Here is a 14,430-nt window from a genome sequence, read left to right as displayed (position 1 = left end):
CAAACTTTGTGCCCGGCCGGGGGCCTCTCAAAATACAAAACTTTAAAAAAATTTATTTCGGGGGGGGGGTCGTTTTTGTCCCCCCCCCCCCCCCCCGGGGGGGGGCCCCCCCCCGGGGCCCCCCGCGACAGCTGACCCTTTCGAGCGACCTGCAAGCAGTCGCTACGGAGGGAACTCAGCTGCAGGCCGCCGACTGCTGGCCGAGGTTGGTCAGCATGGTGCAGGCCCAGGCCTTCTGGATCTTCCACTTGCCGTTCTCGGCGACGAACGGCACGTCGACAATGTTCTCCTGGCCGTTGAGCAAGACTTTGGCCTTGGCGTTGACGCTGTCACCGAAGCCGGTCACATCGGTGACCGTGATGGTGACATTGGCGCCCTTGGCGGCCTCGGCCAGCCGGTTCGGCAGTTCCGGATCGGCCTCGGCGCCCTGCACACCGTCGAGCTTCTCCGAATTGGGTACCGACGGATCCAGCGCACGCTGCAGCTGCGTGTTCAGTTCCGCGACGGAGGGGACCGGCGGCAGATTGGTGTTCGAGCTCGCGCCGGCCGAGGCCTTGGCGCTGGTACTGGTCTTCGCGGCCGGCTTGCTGTCTTTGTCATCACTGCAGGCGGTCATGCCGAGTGCGGCGACGACGGCCAGGCCGGCGATGGCGATGCGTCCAGTCTTACGAAGCTTCAACTGCTCGTCCTTTACGTTCGAGTAGGTACATGTCGTTCCACCAACGGCAGCCGTCACCCGAACCGGCGACGCTGCACGAATGACTCAGGCTACCTGTCAGCGGAGACTGCCGAGCGGATCCGCCCGGGACAGACTGATGTCGTCGGCGGCAAAGGTACGCGCCGGACCGGGCCCTGTCGAGCTGGTCTCGAACCGTACAGTAACCACACCGAGACCGGCGCCCTGCACCCACCCGTGCCCTAATTCGGGGTGCGTCACATCCAGTCCGGGATACCACAGCGTCGCGTTGCGCATCGGCGAATCGCCCTGAGCTGCACCGACGCTCGACTGAGTGGCTCCGGGGACAGCGACGTCCACCGTCTCGACGCCTAGCGGCCCGACCGCCGAACCCGCGCCGAACTTTGTGGCACCGTCCTCGGCTGCCGACGGTCCCACCCGAGCGCCCCAACTATCGGAGGGCGGCGCGCTATCGGAGGGCGGCGCGTCGCCTTCCCACACGCCCGCCTCCTCGACCGGCGCCTGATCCAACTCCGGGAACAACGACTCCTGCCGAACGGTCGACAGCCCGCCGAACCCAACACCAACCAGCCGAATCGGCCCGAGCTCGGCCGGGTCTATCGCCGAGCGCTGCGCCGCCGTCGTCAGCGTGGCCAACTCGGTCGTCGCATACGGCAAAGTGAACGACCTGGTCACGATGCTCATATCGGACTTCTTCAGCTTCAGCACCACCGTGCGTGCGGCTCGGCCGTCCTTTTCCAGACGACGGTGCGCGGCCGCCGCCATGGTCTCGATCGCCGGACGCAGCTGGGCCATCGTGACGATATCGGTCTCATAGGTGTTCTCGGCACTGATCTGTTTGGCCTCGGCCCGTTCGGCGACCGGCCGGTCGTCGATGCCGCGGGCCAGCCGGTGCAGTCCCGCGCCGACGCTACCGCCGAGGATGGATACCGCCTCCGATTCGGGCAGCGCCGCGAAGGCGCCGACGGTCTCGATACCGAGCGAACGCAAGCGGCCCTCGGCCACCGGACCGATCCCCCACAGCTTGCGCACCGGCAGCCCGGCCAGCAGTTGCTGCTGCTCATCCGGCGAAACCACCCGTACCCCATTGGGTTTGGCCATACCGGAGGCGATCTTGGCCAGCTGCTTGCCGGTGCCGGCACCGACCGAGGCGATCAACCCGGTCCGCTCCCGCACGAGCGCGCGCAGCTCCTCACAGAATTCGCGCACCTGCTCGACGGTCGCACCGACCAACTCGGCGGGCTCACCGAACGCCTCGTCGAACGACAACGTCTCCAGTACGGGGATGCGGCTGCGCAGTGCGTCGAACACCCGGGCACTGACCACGCTGTAGACCGCACCGCGCGGCGGCACCACCACCGCGGTCACCCCGACCAACCGCCGCGCCTGATGCATAGGCATGGCCGAGCGCGCACCGAATACCCGCGCCTCATAGCTCGCCCCCGCGACCACACCGCGCCCACCGGTACCGCCGACCAGCACCGGGCGCCCGCGCAGTGTGGGCCGGGTCAATTGTTCGACCGAAGCGAAGAAGGCATCCATATCGATATGCAGCACCCACCGCCGCGCCGTGCGCATGGACGCGCCCGTCCCGGCGGCCACAGCGGTGTTGTCGGTGCTCACGCACCGGAATCTACGCCGCCGCACCGACAGGTCGGCCCACCGCGCAACGCGGCGTAAACCCGTGAATACGGCAAGCAACCTGGGTGGCAGGTGTAGGTCGGCCGAGTAGTTTCTGCGGGATTGCTACCGATCTGCGCGCCGCGGTGACCGGGCCTTGGCGGCGCTCTGCCCTGCTCAACCAAGCGTGACCAGGGCCGATACCGAGATGTTGCCGACTCGACATGCCCGACGCAAGCCTGTGGATCACCGGTTCGCACCCGCTCGGGTATGTGATGATCGGACCATGAAGATCCGTAAGGCCGTAATACCGGCCGCCGGAATCGGCTCCCGGCTGCTCCCGCTGACCAAGGCCATCCCCAAGGAGATGCTGCCGGTCGGCGACAAGCCGGTCATCGAGCACACCGTCCGGGAGCTGGTCGCATCCGGAATCACCGATATCACCATCGTGGTCAGCGGCGGAAAGTCCCTGATCCAGGACCATTTCCGTCCGAATCCAGCCCTGGTTGCCCAGCTCCGCGCCGATGGCAAGGACGCGTTCGCCGATGCGGTGGAAGAGGTCGGCGAGCTGTCCCGGCTCGGGCACATCACCTACCTCGATCAGCACGGGCCCTACGGCAACGGCACCCCGGTGCTCAATGCCGCCCGCAATCTCGGCGACGAGCCGATGCTGGTGCTGTGGCCCGACGATGTCTTCGTCGCCGGGGTACCGCGCGCCCAGCAGTTGATCGACGCCTACGAGGCGACCGACGCGCCCGTGCTCGCGCTGATGCCGATGGACCCATCCGAATCCCAGCGCTACGGTGTCCCGGTCGTCGCGGACGATCAGGGCAACGGCCTGCTGCGCATTACCGGGCTGCGCGAAAAGCCCAAGCCCGAGGACGCTCCGTCGAACTATGCCGCGATCGGCGGCTATGTCGTCACCCCCGGCATCATCTGCGAGCTGCGCAGACAAACCGAGCAGTGGTACGAACATCGCACCGGCGAGGTGTACCTCACCGATGCGATCAATGTGCACGCCGCCGACAACCCTGTCTTCGGCCAGGTCATCCAGGGCCGCTGGTACGACACCGGCAACCCCGCCGACTATCTGGTGGCCCAATTCGCCTCGGCCCTGGCGCATCCCCAGTACGGACCACTACTGCGCCAGCTCGTCGACTGATATCGCGCTCGCCTCGCGCAGGGTGACGATCACGACCTTGTCGTCGGCCAGCACTGGAACACGCTCTCACGTTCCGCATCGTTGCTCTACGGGCGACCGCGATGGTCGTCGGAACTTAGCCGATCCGAATCAGAAACGACGGATGGTGTAGATGTCGAAATCGCGCAGCGGATGCAGACCAACCGGCACGCCCCAGTCGTGCGCGTCCAAGATCTGCCCCGAGCCCGCGTAGATGCCGACATGCGAGGCGTCGTCATTCAGGATTACGACATCACCCAGCGACAGGGCCGGGAACGGAACCGTGGCACCGACCTTGGCCTGCTCCCAGGTAGTGCGCGGTAGTTTCACCCCGACCTGACGGAATGCCCACTGGACCAGACCCGAGCAGTCCCAGGCGAACGGGCCGGTGGCGCCCCATTCGTAGGGTTTGCCGATCTGGGTGTAGGCCGCAGTCAGTGCGCCGAGTCCGGCGACACTCGGCAGCGGCAGGGCAGCGGAACCGCTGGAACTACCGGAACCGGAACTACCGGAACTACCGGAACCGGAACTACCCGAACCGGAGCCGCTTCCGGTATCACCACGCACCGGTCCGGCCAGGACGAGCGCCACGACAGTCGATACCAGAAACCCAACAGCTATCCGCCGCAATGCCTTTTTGAGCCCGGTGATCATGCGCTCGCCCTTTCCGTCGACCCGGTCAACGCGCGGTACCGGCCTCGCCGTCAGGGAAGGGATCCGCACGCCACAGACCTGCGCCACCTACGTATTCACGTGTGGCGCAAGGTATTTCAGGTAGAGCAGTTCAAGTACGAACATTCACTGCGGTCACAGAAGTCGATCTGCACACCAGCAGCACCATGCAGATTGTGCCGGGCATTGTGCGATCACGACAACGAATCAGCTAATTCCCAGCATGTGATCTACATCACATCAGACAGATCATGGACGCAAGTCGGGGCGGGATCTCGAGATCCCGCCCCGATCACCGCGTTCCGAGGAACGGCCGTATCAGACCTTCGCGATCGATACCCGCACACCACCGACTATTTCGGCGGCCTCCGCGCCCGGATCACCGAAAGTCAGTTCGGTGGCCAGGATTTCGCCCGCGATGAGGTCACGGTGGGTCTGTGCCCAAACCTGCTTATCGGCGGGCACCGCGAGCACAACGGTGATGCGATCGGATACGTCCAGTCCCCGGGACTTTCGCGTCTCCTGCAGATCGCGGATCACATCGCGGGCCCAACCCTCGGCCTCGAGTTCCTCGGTCACCACCGAATCGAGCACGACCAGACCCGCATTGCCGGGCAGGGCCGCGGTGGACTCCGGTTCGGCGGCGACCAGGCGCTGGGTGTATTCCTCCGGCAGCAGTTCGATGCCCGCCGCGGTGACCACACCGGCGGCGGTCTCGGACCACTCGCCCGCCTTGACCGCCTTGATCACCGTCTGCACATCCTTGCCGAGGCGCGGGCCGGCGGCACGCGCGTTCACGACCAGCTCGAAACGGCCGTGCACGGCGACATCGGTGGTCAGGTCGACCTTCTTGACGTTCACCTCATCGGCGATGATGTCGGTGAACGGCCGCAGCCGCTCGGCATCGGGCGCGGCGATGGTGACCTCGGCCAGCGGCAGGCGCACCCGCAGGTTCTGCGCCTTGCGCAGGCTCAGCACCGTCGAGCAGACCACCCGGACCTCGTCCATGGCGGCGACCAGATCCGGATCCTGCGGCAGCTCACCCGCCTTGGGCCAATCGGCCAGATGGACCGACTGCTCGCCGGTCAGCCCGCGCCAGATCACCTCCGAGATCAGCGGCAGCAGCGGCGCCGCCAGCCGGGTGACTACCTCGAGCACCGTATGCAACGTGTCGACGGCATCGCGGTCCTCCTCCCAGAAGCGCGAACGCGACCGGCGCACATACCAATTGGTGAGCGCGTCGGCAAAGGAGCGCAATTCCTCGCAGGCGCCCGCGATGTCGTAGACCTCGAGCGCCTCGGTCATCACGTCCTGGGTCTCGGCTAGCTTGGCCAGGATGTAGCGGTCCAGCACATGCGGCGAATCCGTGCGCCACACACCGGTTTTCGACGCGTAGAGCTGCAGGAAGGTCCACGCGTTCCACAGTGGGCGCAGCGCATGGCTGACTCCCTCGCGGATGCCGCGCTCGGTGACGATGAGATTGCCGCCGCGCAGGATCGGCGAACTCATCAGGAACCAGCGCATCGCATCGGAGCCGTCCCGGTTGAACACCTCGTTCACATCCGGATAGTTGCCCTTGGACTTGCTCATCTTCAATCCGTCGTCACCAAGCACAATGCCGTGCGCGGCAACGGTTTTGAAGGCCGGACTGTCGAACAGCGCGGTCGAGAGCACGTGCAGGGTGTAGAACCAGCCTCGGGTCTGCCCGTTGTACTCGACGATGAAGTCGCCCGGGAAGTGGCTGTCGAACCACTCCTTGTTCTCGAACGGGTAGTGCACCTGGGCATAGGGCATCGAGCCGGACTCGAACCAGCAGTCCAGCACCTCCGGCACCCGGCGCATGGTCGACCTGCCGGTCGGATCATCGGGATTCGGCCTGGTCAGCTCGTCGATCATCGGCCGGTGCAGATCGGTCGGGCGCACGCCGAAGTCGCGCTCCAACTCCGCAAGCGAGCCGTAGACATCGGTGCGCGGGTAGGCCGGATCATCGGAGACCCACACCGGGATCGGGCTGCCCCAGTACCGGTTACGGCTGATATTCCAGTCTCGTGCGCCCTCGAGCCACTTGCCGAACTGTCCGTCGCGGATGTGCTCGGGCACCCAGGTGATCTGCTGGTTCAGCTCGACCATCCGGTCGCGGAACTTGGTCACCGCGACGAACCAGGACGGCACCGCCATGTAGATCAGCGGCTGGCCGGAGCGCCAGCTGTGCGGGTAGGAGTGCTCGATCGTCTCGTGCCGCAGCAGCTTTCCGGCCGACTTGAGATCCTTGATGATCACCGGATTGGCGTCGAAGACCATCAGGCCCTCGTACGGCGGCACCATCGAGGTGAACTTGCCGCCCGGATCCAGCGGCTGCACGAGCTCGATACCGTTGGCGGCGGCGACATCCATATCCTCCTCACCGAATGCCGGTGCGAGGTGCACGATTCCGGTGCCGGACTCGGCGGTCACATAGTCGGCGGTCAGCACGCGGTGTGCGTTGGGATGACCGACGAAGAAGTCGAACGGCGGGTCATAGGACAGATCCGCGAGAGCCGCGCCGTCGAACTCGCCGAGTACCTCGGGCTCGTCGCCCAATTCACGGGCGTAATGCGAGACCCGTTCGGCGGCCAGCAGATAGCGCTTGCCGTCGCCGGCGCGCACATGAACGTAGCGGAAATCGGGATGTACTGCGATCGCGAGGTTGGATGGCAGCGTCCACGGCGTGGTGGTCCAGATGAGCGCGTTGGCACCGTCGAGTTCGTGCAGCGGATGCTCGTGCGGCACGCGCAGCACCATATCCGCGGTGACTGCCGGATCCTGACGCATCTTGTAGGCGTCATCGAGCCGGGTTTCCTGATTCGACAGCGGGGTCTGCTCGTACCAGCTGTATGGCAGCACCCGGAAGCCCTGGTAGATCAGGCCTTTCTCGTGCAGCGACTTGAACGCCCACATCACCGACTCCATGAAGTCGAGATCCAACGTCTTGTAGTCGTTGTCGAAGTCCACCCAACGGGCCTGACGCGTCACATAATCGCGCCATTCTCCGGTGTAGCGCAGAACCGAAGATTTACAGGCCGCGTTGAATTCCGCGAGCCCCATAGCATCGATCTGTGATTTGTCCGTGATACCGAGCTGCTTTTCTGCTTCGATTTCCGCGGGCAGTCCGTGACAGTCCCAGCCGAAACGTCGATCGACGCGCTTGCCGCGCATCGTCTGGAAACGCGGCACGAGATCCTTGACGTACCCAGTGAGCAGATGTCCATAATGTGGCAAACCATTGGCAAACGGCGGCCCGTCGTAGAAGACGAACTCCGCTGCACCCGAGCGGTTCTCGATGCTGGTGCGGAAGGTGTCATCAGCGGCCCAGGCGTCGAGTACCCGACGCTCCAGGTCGGGAAAGGATGCCCCGCTGCCAGCGCCGAGATCGACGCGCGGGTATGCGCTGCTGGAAGGTTCGTCCGCCATCGCGGATCTCGTCTCCTCGTGCCGCCGCGCCGTGGCGCGTATGTGTCAGCACGGGGACGATGACGACGCCGGTTGCGTCGAAACCGCGGTACCACCCCGCTTGTCCGGGCGGCGCGCCGATCCGCGCGATCTACCAGGACCTCTCGTTTCGAGCTGTGACGGGCTCACCCGTTCGGTTCTACTGAGTGCGGTGTGCGCACCGTTCTTCCGAAGACTCCCCGGTGATGGCCGGATCGACGCCGATTACATGTTTGATTCTAACCAGGACGGTCAAACCAGTTTGTCGGGCCCACAATTACCGTTTCGCATGCCGACCAGGCGGCGGCGCGGAATCGCCCTCGGAGCTGCGCATGGAAAGCGCACTCACTAGCAATAGCACAGCACCCACGATGCAGATGAGGATGCACCCCCAGGCCCACAACACCGACCCAGTGGTCAGTGCGGCCACGAGCAGGGCAAACCCGATCGCGGCAAGGACCAGCGTCAAGACGAGCATATTTACCCCCTAGGCATGCCAGGCGGCTCGGCGTACCTCTAGCTACTCGAACAGCAACTACAGGCGGAGATATCTCTCTACTACGAGATTACTTGGCGCCCTTGGCGAACGAAGCAGGAGCGAGATTGTTCCCGGTATTGGCGTCGACGAAGGCCTCGCCGCCGTCCACCGGCACCGCCGAGCCGCGGTTCTCCAGCTCCTCGAGCTGGGATTCCAGGTACGACTTCAGCCGCACGCGGTATTCCCGCTCGAAGGTCTTGAGCTGCTCGATTCGGCTCTCCAGCACGCTGCGCTGCTGGGTGATGGTGGCCATGATCTCGGTGTGCTTGCGCTCGGCGTCGGCCTGCAGTGCGTCGGCCTTTTCCTTGGCCTGCCGTAGCTGGTTGTCCGAACGGGTCTGGGCATCCGAGAGCATCGCATCCGACTTCTGCCGCGCATCGGCGATCATCGCCTCCGAGCGGGTTCGCGCATCGCCGACCAGGCGTTCGGAATTTGCCCGGGCATTCGACAGCAAGTTCTCTGCTTCGAGCTTCGCATCGCTGGTCAGCCGGTCCGCCATCTCCTGGGCGAGGCTGAGCACCTTGGCCGCCTGCAGATTCGCATCCGCGCTCGGCGCATCCTTGGCTACCGGAGCCGCGACCGGCATCGGAGGCGGCGGCGGTGCCTGTTGCACCGGCGGCTTGATGGGTTCGGGCGGGGGCGGTGGGGCTTGCTGGACCGGTGCTTTCACTGCGGCGGCATTGGCCGGACCACGATTTTTCTTGGCGTCGGCCAGTTCCGCATCGAGTTCGGCAACCCGCTGGCGCAGGTCAGCGTTCTCCTCGATCAGACGCGAGAGCTCCTGCTCCACGAGATCCAGGAAGGCGTCTACTTCATCCTCGTTGTAGCCGCGCTTCCCGATCGGCGGTTTGCTGAACGCGACGTTGTGCACATCGGCTGGGGTCAGCGGCATGGAAGGATCCCTTCACGCGTCTTTTGGAGATCTAGCAGATCTAGCAAGCTATCTTCTCGGTTCATTCTGTCACACCAGGGCTACCCGTCGGCGTGGCCGCCCACAAACGTCATCGAGATGAAGACGACGAAAAGCAGGACCATAATCGACAGATCGAGCCGAATTCCTCCCAATGACACCGGAGGTATCAACCGCCTCAGGAGTTTCACCGGAGGATCGGTGATCGTGAAGATCACCTCGAGGATGACGACGATGAAGCCGCTCGGGCGCCAGTCGCGGGCAAAGCTGCGGATGAACTCCACGATCACTCGGCTGATCAACAACAGCCAGAAGATGAACAGTACGAAGTAGAGCACCGCAAACAAGGCCACGATCTCACTCTGCCCCAAAATCCGCGTCGCGCAAAATGACCACACCGCCCCATACGCAACGGGTCTAACAGAACCCCCGGATCACAGTGCTATTTCTGGTTGTAGAAGCCGGTTTCGGCGATCCTGCGACGCTCTTCGGCCGAGACATCGACATCGGCCGGTGAGAGCAGGAACACTTTGGTCGCGACCTTGTCGAATGAGCCACGCAGCGCGAAAGCCAGCCCGGCGGCGAAGTCGACCAGCCGCTTTGCATCGGCATTGCTCAGATCAACCAGGTCCATGATCACCGGGTTCCCCTCGCGGAAGCGTTCGCCGATGATGCGGGCCTCGCTGTAGTCGCGCGGGCGCAGCGTCGTGATCTTGGACAAGGGACCTCCGTCCTCGAAGATCCCCGGCCGACGCGCGGGCGCGGGTTCGGGGCGCACGCGCTCCTCCAGTCGCCGCTCCTCGGCCTCGGGATCGACGGCGAGCGCACCCCTGGTGGCTCCCCGCAGCATCGGCGCATTGCCACCCGCACGGAATCGGGCGGCACCCGGCGCGGCATCGATCCTGGTGGGACGAGGCCGCGCGTCATAGCGGTCGTCCACATAGGGCTCGTCGACGTAATCGTCGCGCCGAGACACCGGATATCCCGCCTTGTACGGCGACTTGTATGCCGGCTCTGGGTAATCCGGCTCATCGTCGTAGCGGTCTTCGGCATAGCGGTCCGCGCCGTAACCGGCGCGCTCGGAATAGTCACGGGGCCGGGGACGACGTGAGCCGCGCTCGTCCACGCCCCGGGGGGCCGGCTCGGCGACATAGTCGTCTTCGTAATCCTCGAGCGGAACCATGCCGAAGTACGCCTTGAACTTGTGCAGCGTGCTCATTTCATAGACCTTCCTTCGGCCCCGGTGGCGGCCGGGTGTTGAAGTCTTGCTCAGTCCTCTCCAGTCCCAGCATATGTGTCGAATGTGACTGATGAGGTTTCTTTGCTACGCCGAGGTTATCGGTCGAGCGCCCATCAAGGCGGTACCGACACGCACACAGGTAGAACCGTGTTCGATCGCCGATTCCAGATCGCTGGACATGCCCGCGGACAATTCGGTCGCTTCGGGATGGTCCGCGCGCATCAGGGCATGCAAATGCGCAAGGCGCGCAAAAGCATCGCCGGGCACGGCGTCGAGCGGGGGAATCGCCATCAGGCCCGCGAGCTGCAGCCCCGGCGCGGTAGCCACCCGATCGGCCAGTGCCGCAAGATCTTCCGGGGCGACGCCACCGCGACCCGGATCCTCATCCAGGCTCACCTGGACCAGTACCCGAACCGGTTCGCCGCGTTCGCCCGCGTCCAAGGCGGCCCGCGCCGCGGTGTCAAGGGCCGTTGCCAGCCGTTCGCTGTCGACCGAGTGCACCGCATGTGCCCAGCGCGCGACGATCCTGGCCTTGTTGCGCTGCAGCCGACCGATCATGTGCCAGCGCACATCCGTGAGATCGCGCAGTTCGGCGACCTTCGTGGTGGCCTCCTGTTCCCTCGACTCGCCGAATTCCCTGCAGCCCAACCGATACAGGATGGCGATATCGGTGGCCGGGAAGAACTTCGTGACCGGCAGCAGCCGCACGGAGTCCGCAGCACGCCCGGCCGCATGACAAGCCGCGCCGATTCGCTTGTTCAGATCGGCGAGATTCGCCGCCAGTTCGGCGGTCCGGCCGTCCATGGCCTCTGCCGCAATGGATTCGGTACTCATGCGTCCGCCTGCCTCCAGATGACACCGGCGATGCGCCCGGTCGGTGCGCCGCGACGATGACTGAACAGCGTTTTGTCCTCGATCGTGCAGCGCGGATCGATGGCCACTCCACCGATTCCGGCTTCGGTGAGCTGCCTGCTGATTCCGGCGCGCAGGTCGAGTGCGGGCGTGCCGCGCACGGTGGTTGTCGCACTGCCGGGCAGATGCGCCTCGACGTCGGCGCGCATCGCGGCGGGCACCTCGTATTGCCGGCCCGATGCGGCCGGACCGAGAAAGGCGCCGATCCGCTCGATGCGGGCACCGACGGAAACCATTGCGTCCAGTACGCGCGGCACGATCCCGATGCGCGCGCCGATTCGACCGGCGTGCACGGCCGCGATCACACCGGCTTCGTCATCGGAGAGCAAGATCGGCACACAGTCCGCGGTGAGCACCACCAGTGCCAGACCCGGCACGGTTGTCACCAATGCGTCGGTGGCGGGCACCGGCGCATCCTGTGGCCCATCGATGATTTCGACATTGCGTCCGTGGATCTGTTCCATCCACACGAGCCGATCCGGTGTCAGGCCGATACCCTCGGCCAGCCGGTCCCGGTTCCGCTGTACGGTCGCCGGGTCGTCCCCCACATGATCCCCGAGATTGAACGAATCGTATGGCGGCGCCGAGAAACCGCCCGCCCGCGTGGTCGTCACTCGGCGAACGGCTCCCCCGCCTCCCCGAAACTTTTGCCGGTCGTCGTGTGCGTCGACGGCGCCACCGCGAGCCGACGGTCGTGTGCCCAGCTGGGTGCTGGACGTACCCGCCGAGTTACCCATGTGCTCCCCCACCTCCCCGAGGCTTTTGCCGGTCGGTATGTGCCTCGGCAGCACTCGACCGGTCCGGCGGTTGGCGAAGTGGCTGAGCTTTGGGCGTACCCGATGAGTTACCCATGTACGAACGAGATCTGTCGGTGCTTCGGCATACCGCCAGTCTGCCAGCCCAGGCGACCGAATCGTGCGATCGGCGGCCTAGCGACGCATGAACGACGGCACGTCTACATCATCGTCGTCGTCATCGGAATCCGGCGGCTCGATATGCGAGCGCGTATTGTGCGCGACCGTCGGCTCGGCCAGCGTGCGGGCCCGCTCGGAATCCCGGTAGCTCGGCACCGCGCCCCGGGTGGAGCCGGTTTGACCTGCGGCGGAAGCCGTTTCGGTGCGCGCGGCGGCGGCGATCTCACTGGTCCGGCTACTCTGGCCGATCTCACCGGCCCGAGCCGAACCGATCGCACCGCGGCCCGCCTCGAACGTGCGCCGAGCCGGACCGCCGCCGTCGAAACCGGCGGCGATCACCGTGACGCGAACCTCATCGCCGAGCGAATCGTCGATGACGGTTCCGAAGATGATATTCGCCTCGATGTGCGCCGCCTCCTGCACCAGCGAGGCCGCCTCGTTGATCTCGAAAAGACCCAGATCCGAACCGCCCGCGATCGAGAGCAGAACGCCGTGCGCACCGTCCATCGATGCCTCGAGCAGTGGCGAATTGATCGCCGATTCGGCGGCCTTGACCGAACGGCCCTCACCGCGTGCCGAACCGATGCCCATCAAAGCGCTACCCGCGCCGGACATCACGCTCTTCACGTCGGCGAAGTCGACGTTGATCAGACCGGGCGTGGTGATGAGGTCGGTAATGCCCTGAACACCATTGAGCAGCACCTCATCGGCGGAGCGGAAAGCGTCCATCAGGCTGACCGCCGCATCGCCGAGCTGCAGCAGCCGATCGTTCGGGATGACGATGAGCGTGTCGCAGGATTCGCGCAGCAGGTTGATGCCCACCTCGGCCTGGTTGCCACGGCGCTTGCCCTCGAAAGAGAACGGCCTGGTGACCACGCCGATGGTCAGCGCGCCGAGTTTGCGCGCGATGCTGGCGACGACCGGTGCGCCACCGGTGCCGGTGCCACCGCCCTCACCCGCGGTGACGAAGACCATGTCGGCGCCCTTGAGCACCTCTTCGATCTCGTCCTTGTGATCTTCGGCGGCCTTGCGACCGACCTCCGGGTCGGCACCGGCGCCGAGACCGCGCGTGAGCTCACGACCGACGTCGAGTTTGACGTCGGCATCGCTCATCAGCAGCGCCTGCGCGTCGGTGTTGACCGCGATGAACTCGACTCCCTTGAGTCCCTGTTCGATCATCCGGTTGACGGCATTCACGCCGCCGCCGCCGATACCGACGACCTTGATCACAGCAAGGTAGTTGTGCGGGGGCGTCATGGGCTCTCGCCTTCCTTCGATCTAAAGTCTGTCGTTTTCGAATCCTCGACAATCGGTCTGCGGCAAGTGCAAGTCCGGGCAAACCCTAAAGCTCAACCATAGGGTTAGCGTTATGTCAAGTATCCGACTGCTGCGGAACGCTATTCGCAGCCGCCGCGATAGGCGCGCAGGCGCGCCGAAACGACTGACAGAATCTTGTGTGATCCCTCTCGTCTCGCCGCGCAACACGTCGTATCGTGAACGGTTGCCCCCGAACCCCCGGTCTCGCTGGGCTGTTCCCACTGCGGTCACAGTTCCATCGAAAAACCCCTGGGCACAATGGGTATCGATCACTTTACCGTGACCAGATTCGGACTCGAAACATCGAACACCGTTCCATCGCGGGTCAACAGCGGTATCACTACGGCCGCCTTGCGTTCCGCGTCATTAGTTCCTCCCCACAGTACCGTGCGACCGTCGCGCAGGTTCAGGGAAATATCCGAAATCGACCGCGCGACAACCTGGTCCACCTGCCCGACCAGCGTCGCAGGCAGTACCGACAGCACCGAGGCCGCGGCCCTGGTGACCTGATCGTCGCCGCCGGGATGTCCGGTGATGAGCTTCGCAACGCCGATGGGTGCATCCTCGATCGCGAACTCCACACTCTCCGCATCCAGCAGGTGCGCGCCTTGGGGACTGTCCCAGAACAAGACCGGCGTGCGCTCGACCACCGTCACCTTGACAGTGGACGGAAAAACCCGCTGCACCCGCGCGGTACGGACCTTCGGAATACTCGCCACCCGCCGAGCCATCGCATCGGTGTCGATGCGCAACATCGAGCGCCCGGACGGGATCTCGAGTTTGCCGCGCACCTGCGCCTCGGGCACCGCGACCAACCCGTCGATCTCGACCGTGCTCGCCGAAAGCATCGGGGTGAACCAGGCCAGTACCAAAACAACGGTAAGGACGCACACGCCGAGCAAACCCCATCGGCGCAGGCGAACCCGCTGTGCCCGGTCGAACCAGTCACCCGTGGTTCGCAT

At 65.1% G+C, this 14,430-nt stretch carries 13 protein-coding genes; 1 reads left to right on the top strand and 12 read right to left on the bottom strand.

All coding sequences use genetic code 11. From position 1 onward, the window contains the following. Nucleotides 1-175: 175 nt before the first annotated feature. Entirely contained in the window at nucleotides 176-679 is a 504-nt protein-coding gene (locus tag ACIBG0_RS37840) for a hypothetical protein (RefSeq protein WP_397039722.1), read from the bottom strand. A gap of 96 nt (nucleotides 680-775) precedes the next feature. Next, nucleotides 776-2,275, bottom strand: a complete 1,500-nt coding sequence (locus ACIBG0_RS37835) for a DNA polymerase IV (protein ID WP_397039747.1) — start codon at nucleotides 2,273-2,275, stop codon at nucleotides 776-778. 328 nt (nucleotides 2,276-2,603) lie between these two features. On the opposite strand from ACIBG0_RS37835, the gene ACIBG0_RS37830 reads away from it, so the two are divergent. Continuing rightward, nucleotides 2,604-3,479 carry a UTP--glucose-1-phosphate uridylyltransferase gene (locus ACIBG0_RS37830; RefSeq protein ID WP_397039720.1) on the top strand — a complete coding sequence of 292 codons (876 nt, stop codon included), beginning with the start codon at nucleotides 2,604-2,606 and terminating at the stop codon, nucleotides 3,477-3,479. 129 nt (nucleotides 3,480-3,608) lie between these two features. Here ACIBG0_RS37830 and ACIBG0_RS37825 read toward each other — a convergent pair whose 3' ends face one another. From ACIBG0_RS37825 to ACIBG0_RS37780, 10 genes are all read right to left on the bottom strand, one after another. Continuing rightward, nucleotides 3,609-4,151 (bottom strand): NlpC/P60 family protein, encoded by a 543-nt coding sequence (locus tag ACIBG0_RS37825; RefSeq protein ID WP_397039745.1) that lies wholly within the window; start codon nucleotides 4,149-4,151, stop codon nucleotides 3,609-3,611. 336 nt (nucleotides 4,152-4,487) lie between these two features. After that, on the bottom strand, nucleotides 4,488-7,619 hold the full coding sequence (gene ileS / locus ACIBG0_RS37820) for an isoleucine--tRNA ligase (RefSeq protein WP_397039717.1): 3,132 nt from the start codon (nucleotides 7,617-7,619) through the stop codon (nucleotides 4,488-4,490). Between the two features lie 295 nt (nucleotides 7,620-7,914). Beyond that, nucleotides 7,915-8,115 (bottom strand): hypothetical protein, encoded by a 201-nt coding sequence (locus ACIBG0_RS37815; RefSeq protein WP_062988683.1) that lies wholly within the window; start codon nucleotides 8,113-8,115, stop codon nucleotides 7,915-7,917. Nucleotides 8,116-8,203: 88 nt separating this feature from the next. After that, on the bottom strand, nucleotides 8,204-9,067 hold the full coding sequence (locus ACIBG0_RS37810; protein ID WP_397039715.1) for a DivIVA domain-containing protein: 864 nt from the start codon (nucleotides 9,065-9,067) through the stop codon (nucleotides 8,204-8,206). Between the two features lie 80 nt (nucleotides 9,068-9,147). After that, on the bottom strand, nucleotides 9,148-9,438 hold the full coding sequence (locus tag ACIBG0_RS37805) for a YggT family protein (RefSeq protein WP_397039712.1): 291 nt from the start codon (nucleotides 9,436-9,438) through the stop codon (nucleotides 9,148-9,150). Nucleotides 9,439-9,527: 89 nt separating this feature from the next. Beyond that, nucleotides 9,528-10,304, bottom strand: coding sequence for a cell division protein SepF (locus tag ACIBG0_RS37800; protein WP_397039709.1), 777 nt, complete (start codon nucleotides 10,302-10,304; stop codon nucleotides 9,528-9,530). Between the two features lie 105 nt (nucleotides 10,305-10,409). After that, nucleotides 10,410-11,159 (bottom strand): YggS family pyridoxal phosphate-dependent enzyme, encoded by a 750-nt coding sequence (locus tag ACIBG0_RS37795; RefSeq protein ID WP_397039706.1) that lies wholly within the window; start codon nucleotides 11,157-11,159, stop codon nucleotides 10,410-10,412. Next, the gene (pgeF, locus tag ACIBG0_RS37790; protein ID WP_397039703.1) at nucleotides 11,156-11,851 is read right to left on the bottom strand and encodes a peptidoglycan editing factor PgeF; all 696 of its coding nucleotides are present in this window, start codon (nucleotides 11,849-11,851) and stop codon (nucleotides 11,156-11,158) included. The genes ACIBG0_RS37795 and pgeF overlap by 4 nt, the downstream gene beginning before the upstream one ends. A 315-nt stretch (nucleotides 11,852-12,166) precedes the next feature. Then, nucleotides 12,167-13,408: a cell division protein FtsZ gene (gene ftsZ, locus ACIBG0_RS37785; RefSeq protein ID WP_397039700.1), complete on the bottom strand. Its 1,242-nt coding sequence runs from the start codon at nucleotides 13,406-13,408 to the stop codon at nucleotides 12,167-12,169. A 329-nt stretch (nucleotides 13,409-13,737) separates the two neighbouring features. Then, nucleotides 13,738-14,430 (bottom strand): cell division protein FtsQ/DivIB, encoded by a 693-nt coding sequence (locus tag ACIBG0_RS37780; protein ID WP_397039698.1) that lies wholly within the window; start codon nucleotides 14,428-14,430, stop codon nucleotides 13,738-13,740.

It is taken from the genome of Nocardia sp. NPDC050630 (assembly GCF_044457245.1).
GTDB lineage: Bacteria > Actinomycetota > Actinomycetes > Mycobacteriales > Mycobacteriaceae > Nocardia.
Note: the sequence above shows the minus strand (reverse complement) of the source record. Positions and strands in the feature narration are given on the sequence as shown.

Excerpts from the sequence above, each read along its gene's own strand:
- ACIBG0_RS37810 (WP_397039715.1), bottom strand. The coding sequence starts at position 9,067 with ATGCCGCTGACCCCAGCCGATGTGCACAACGTCGCGTTCAGCAAACCG.
- ACIBG0_RS37830 (WP_397039720.1), top strand. The coding sequence starts at position 2,604 with ATGAAGATCCGTAAGGCCGTAATACCGGCCGCCGGAATCGGCTCCCGG.
- ACIBG0_RS37835 (WP_397039747.1), bottom strand. The coding sequence starts at position 2,275 with ATGCGCACGGCGCGGCGGTGGGTGCTGCATATCGATATGGATGCCTTC.
- ftsZ (WP_397039700.1), bottom strand. The coding sequence starts at position 13,408 with ATGACGCCCCCGCACAACTACCTTGCTGTGATCAAGGTCGTCGGTATC.
- ACIBG0_RS37800 (WP_397039709.1), bottom strand. The coding sequence starts at position 10,304 with ATGAGCACGCTGCACAAGTTCAAGGCGTACTTCGGCATGGTTCCGCTC.
- ACIBG0_RS37825 (WP_397039745.1), bottom strand. The coding sequence starts at position 4,151 with ATGATCACCGGGCTCAAAAAGGCATTGCGGCGGATAGCTGTTGGGTTT.
- ACIBG0_RS37780 (WP_397039698.1), bottom strand. The coding sequence starts at position 14,430 with ATGCGAACCACGGGTGACTGGTTCGACCGGGCACAGCGGGTTCGCCTG.
- ACIBG0_RS37795 (WP_397039706.1), bottom strand. The coding sequence starts at position 11,159 with ATGAGTACCGAATCCATTGCGGCAGAGGCCATGGACGGCCGGACCGCC.
- ileS (WP_397039717.1), bottom strand. The coding sequence starts at position 7,619 with ATGGCGGACGAACCTTCCAGCAGCGCATACCCGCGCGTCGATCTCGGC.
- ACIBG0_RS37815 (WP_062988683.1), bottom strand. The coding sequence starts at position 8,115 with ATGCTCGTCTTGACGCTGGTCCTTGCCGCGATCGGGTTTGCCCTGCTC.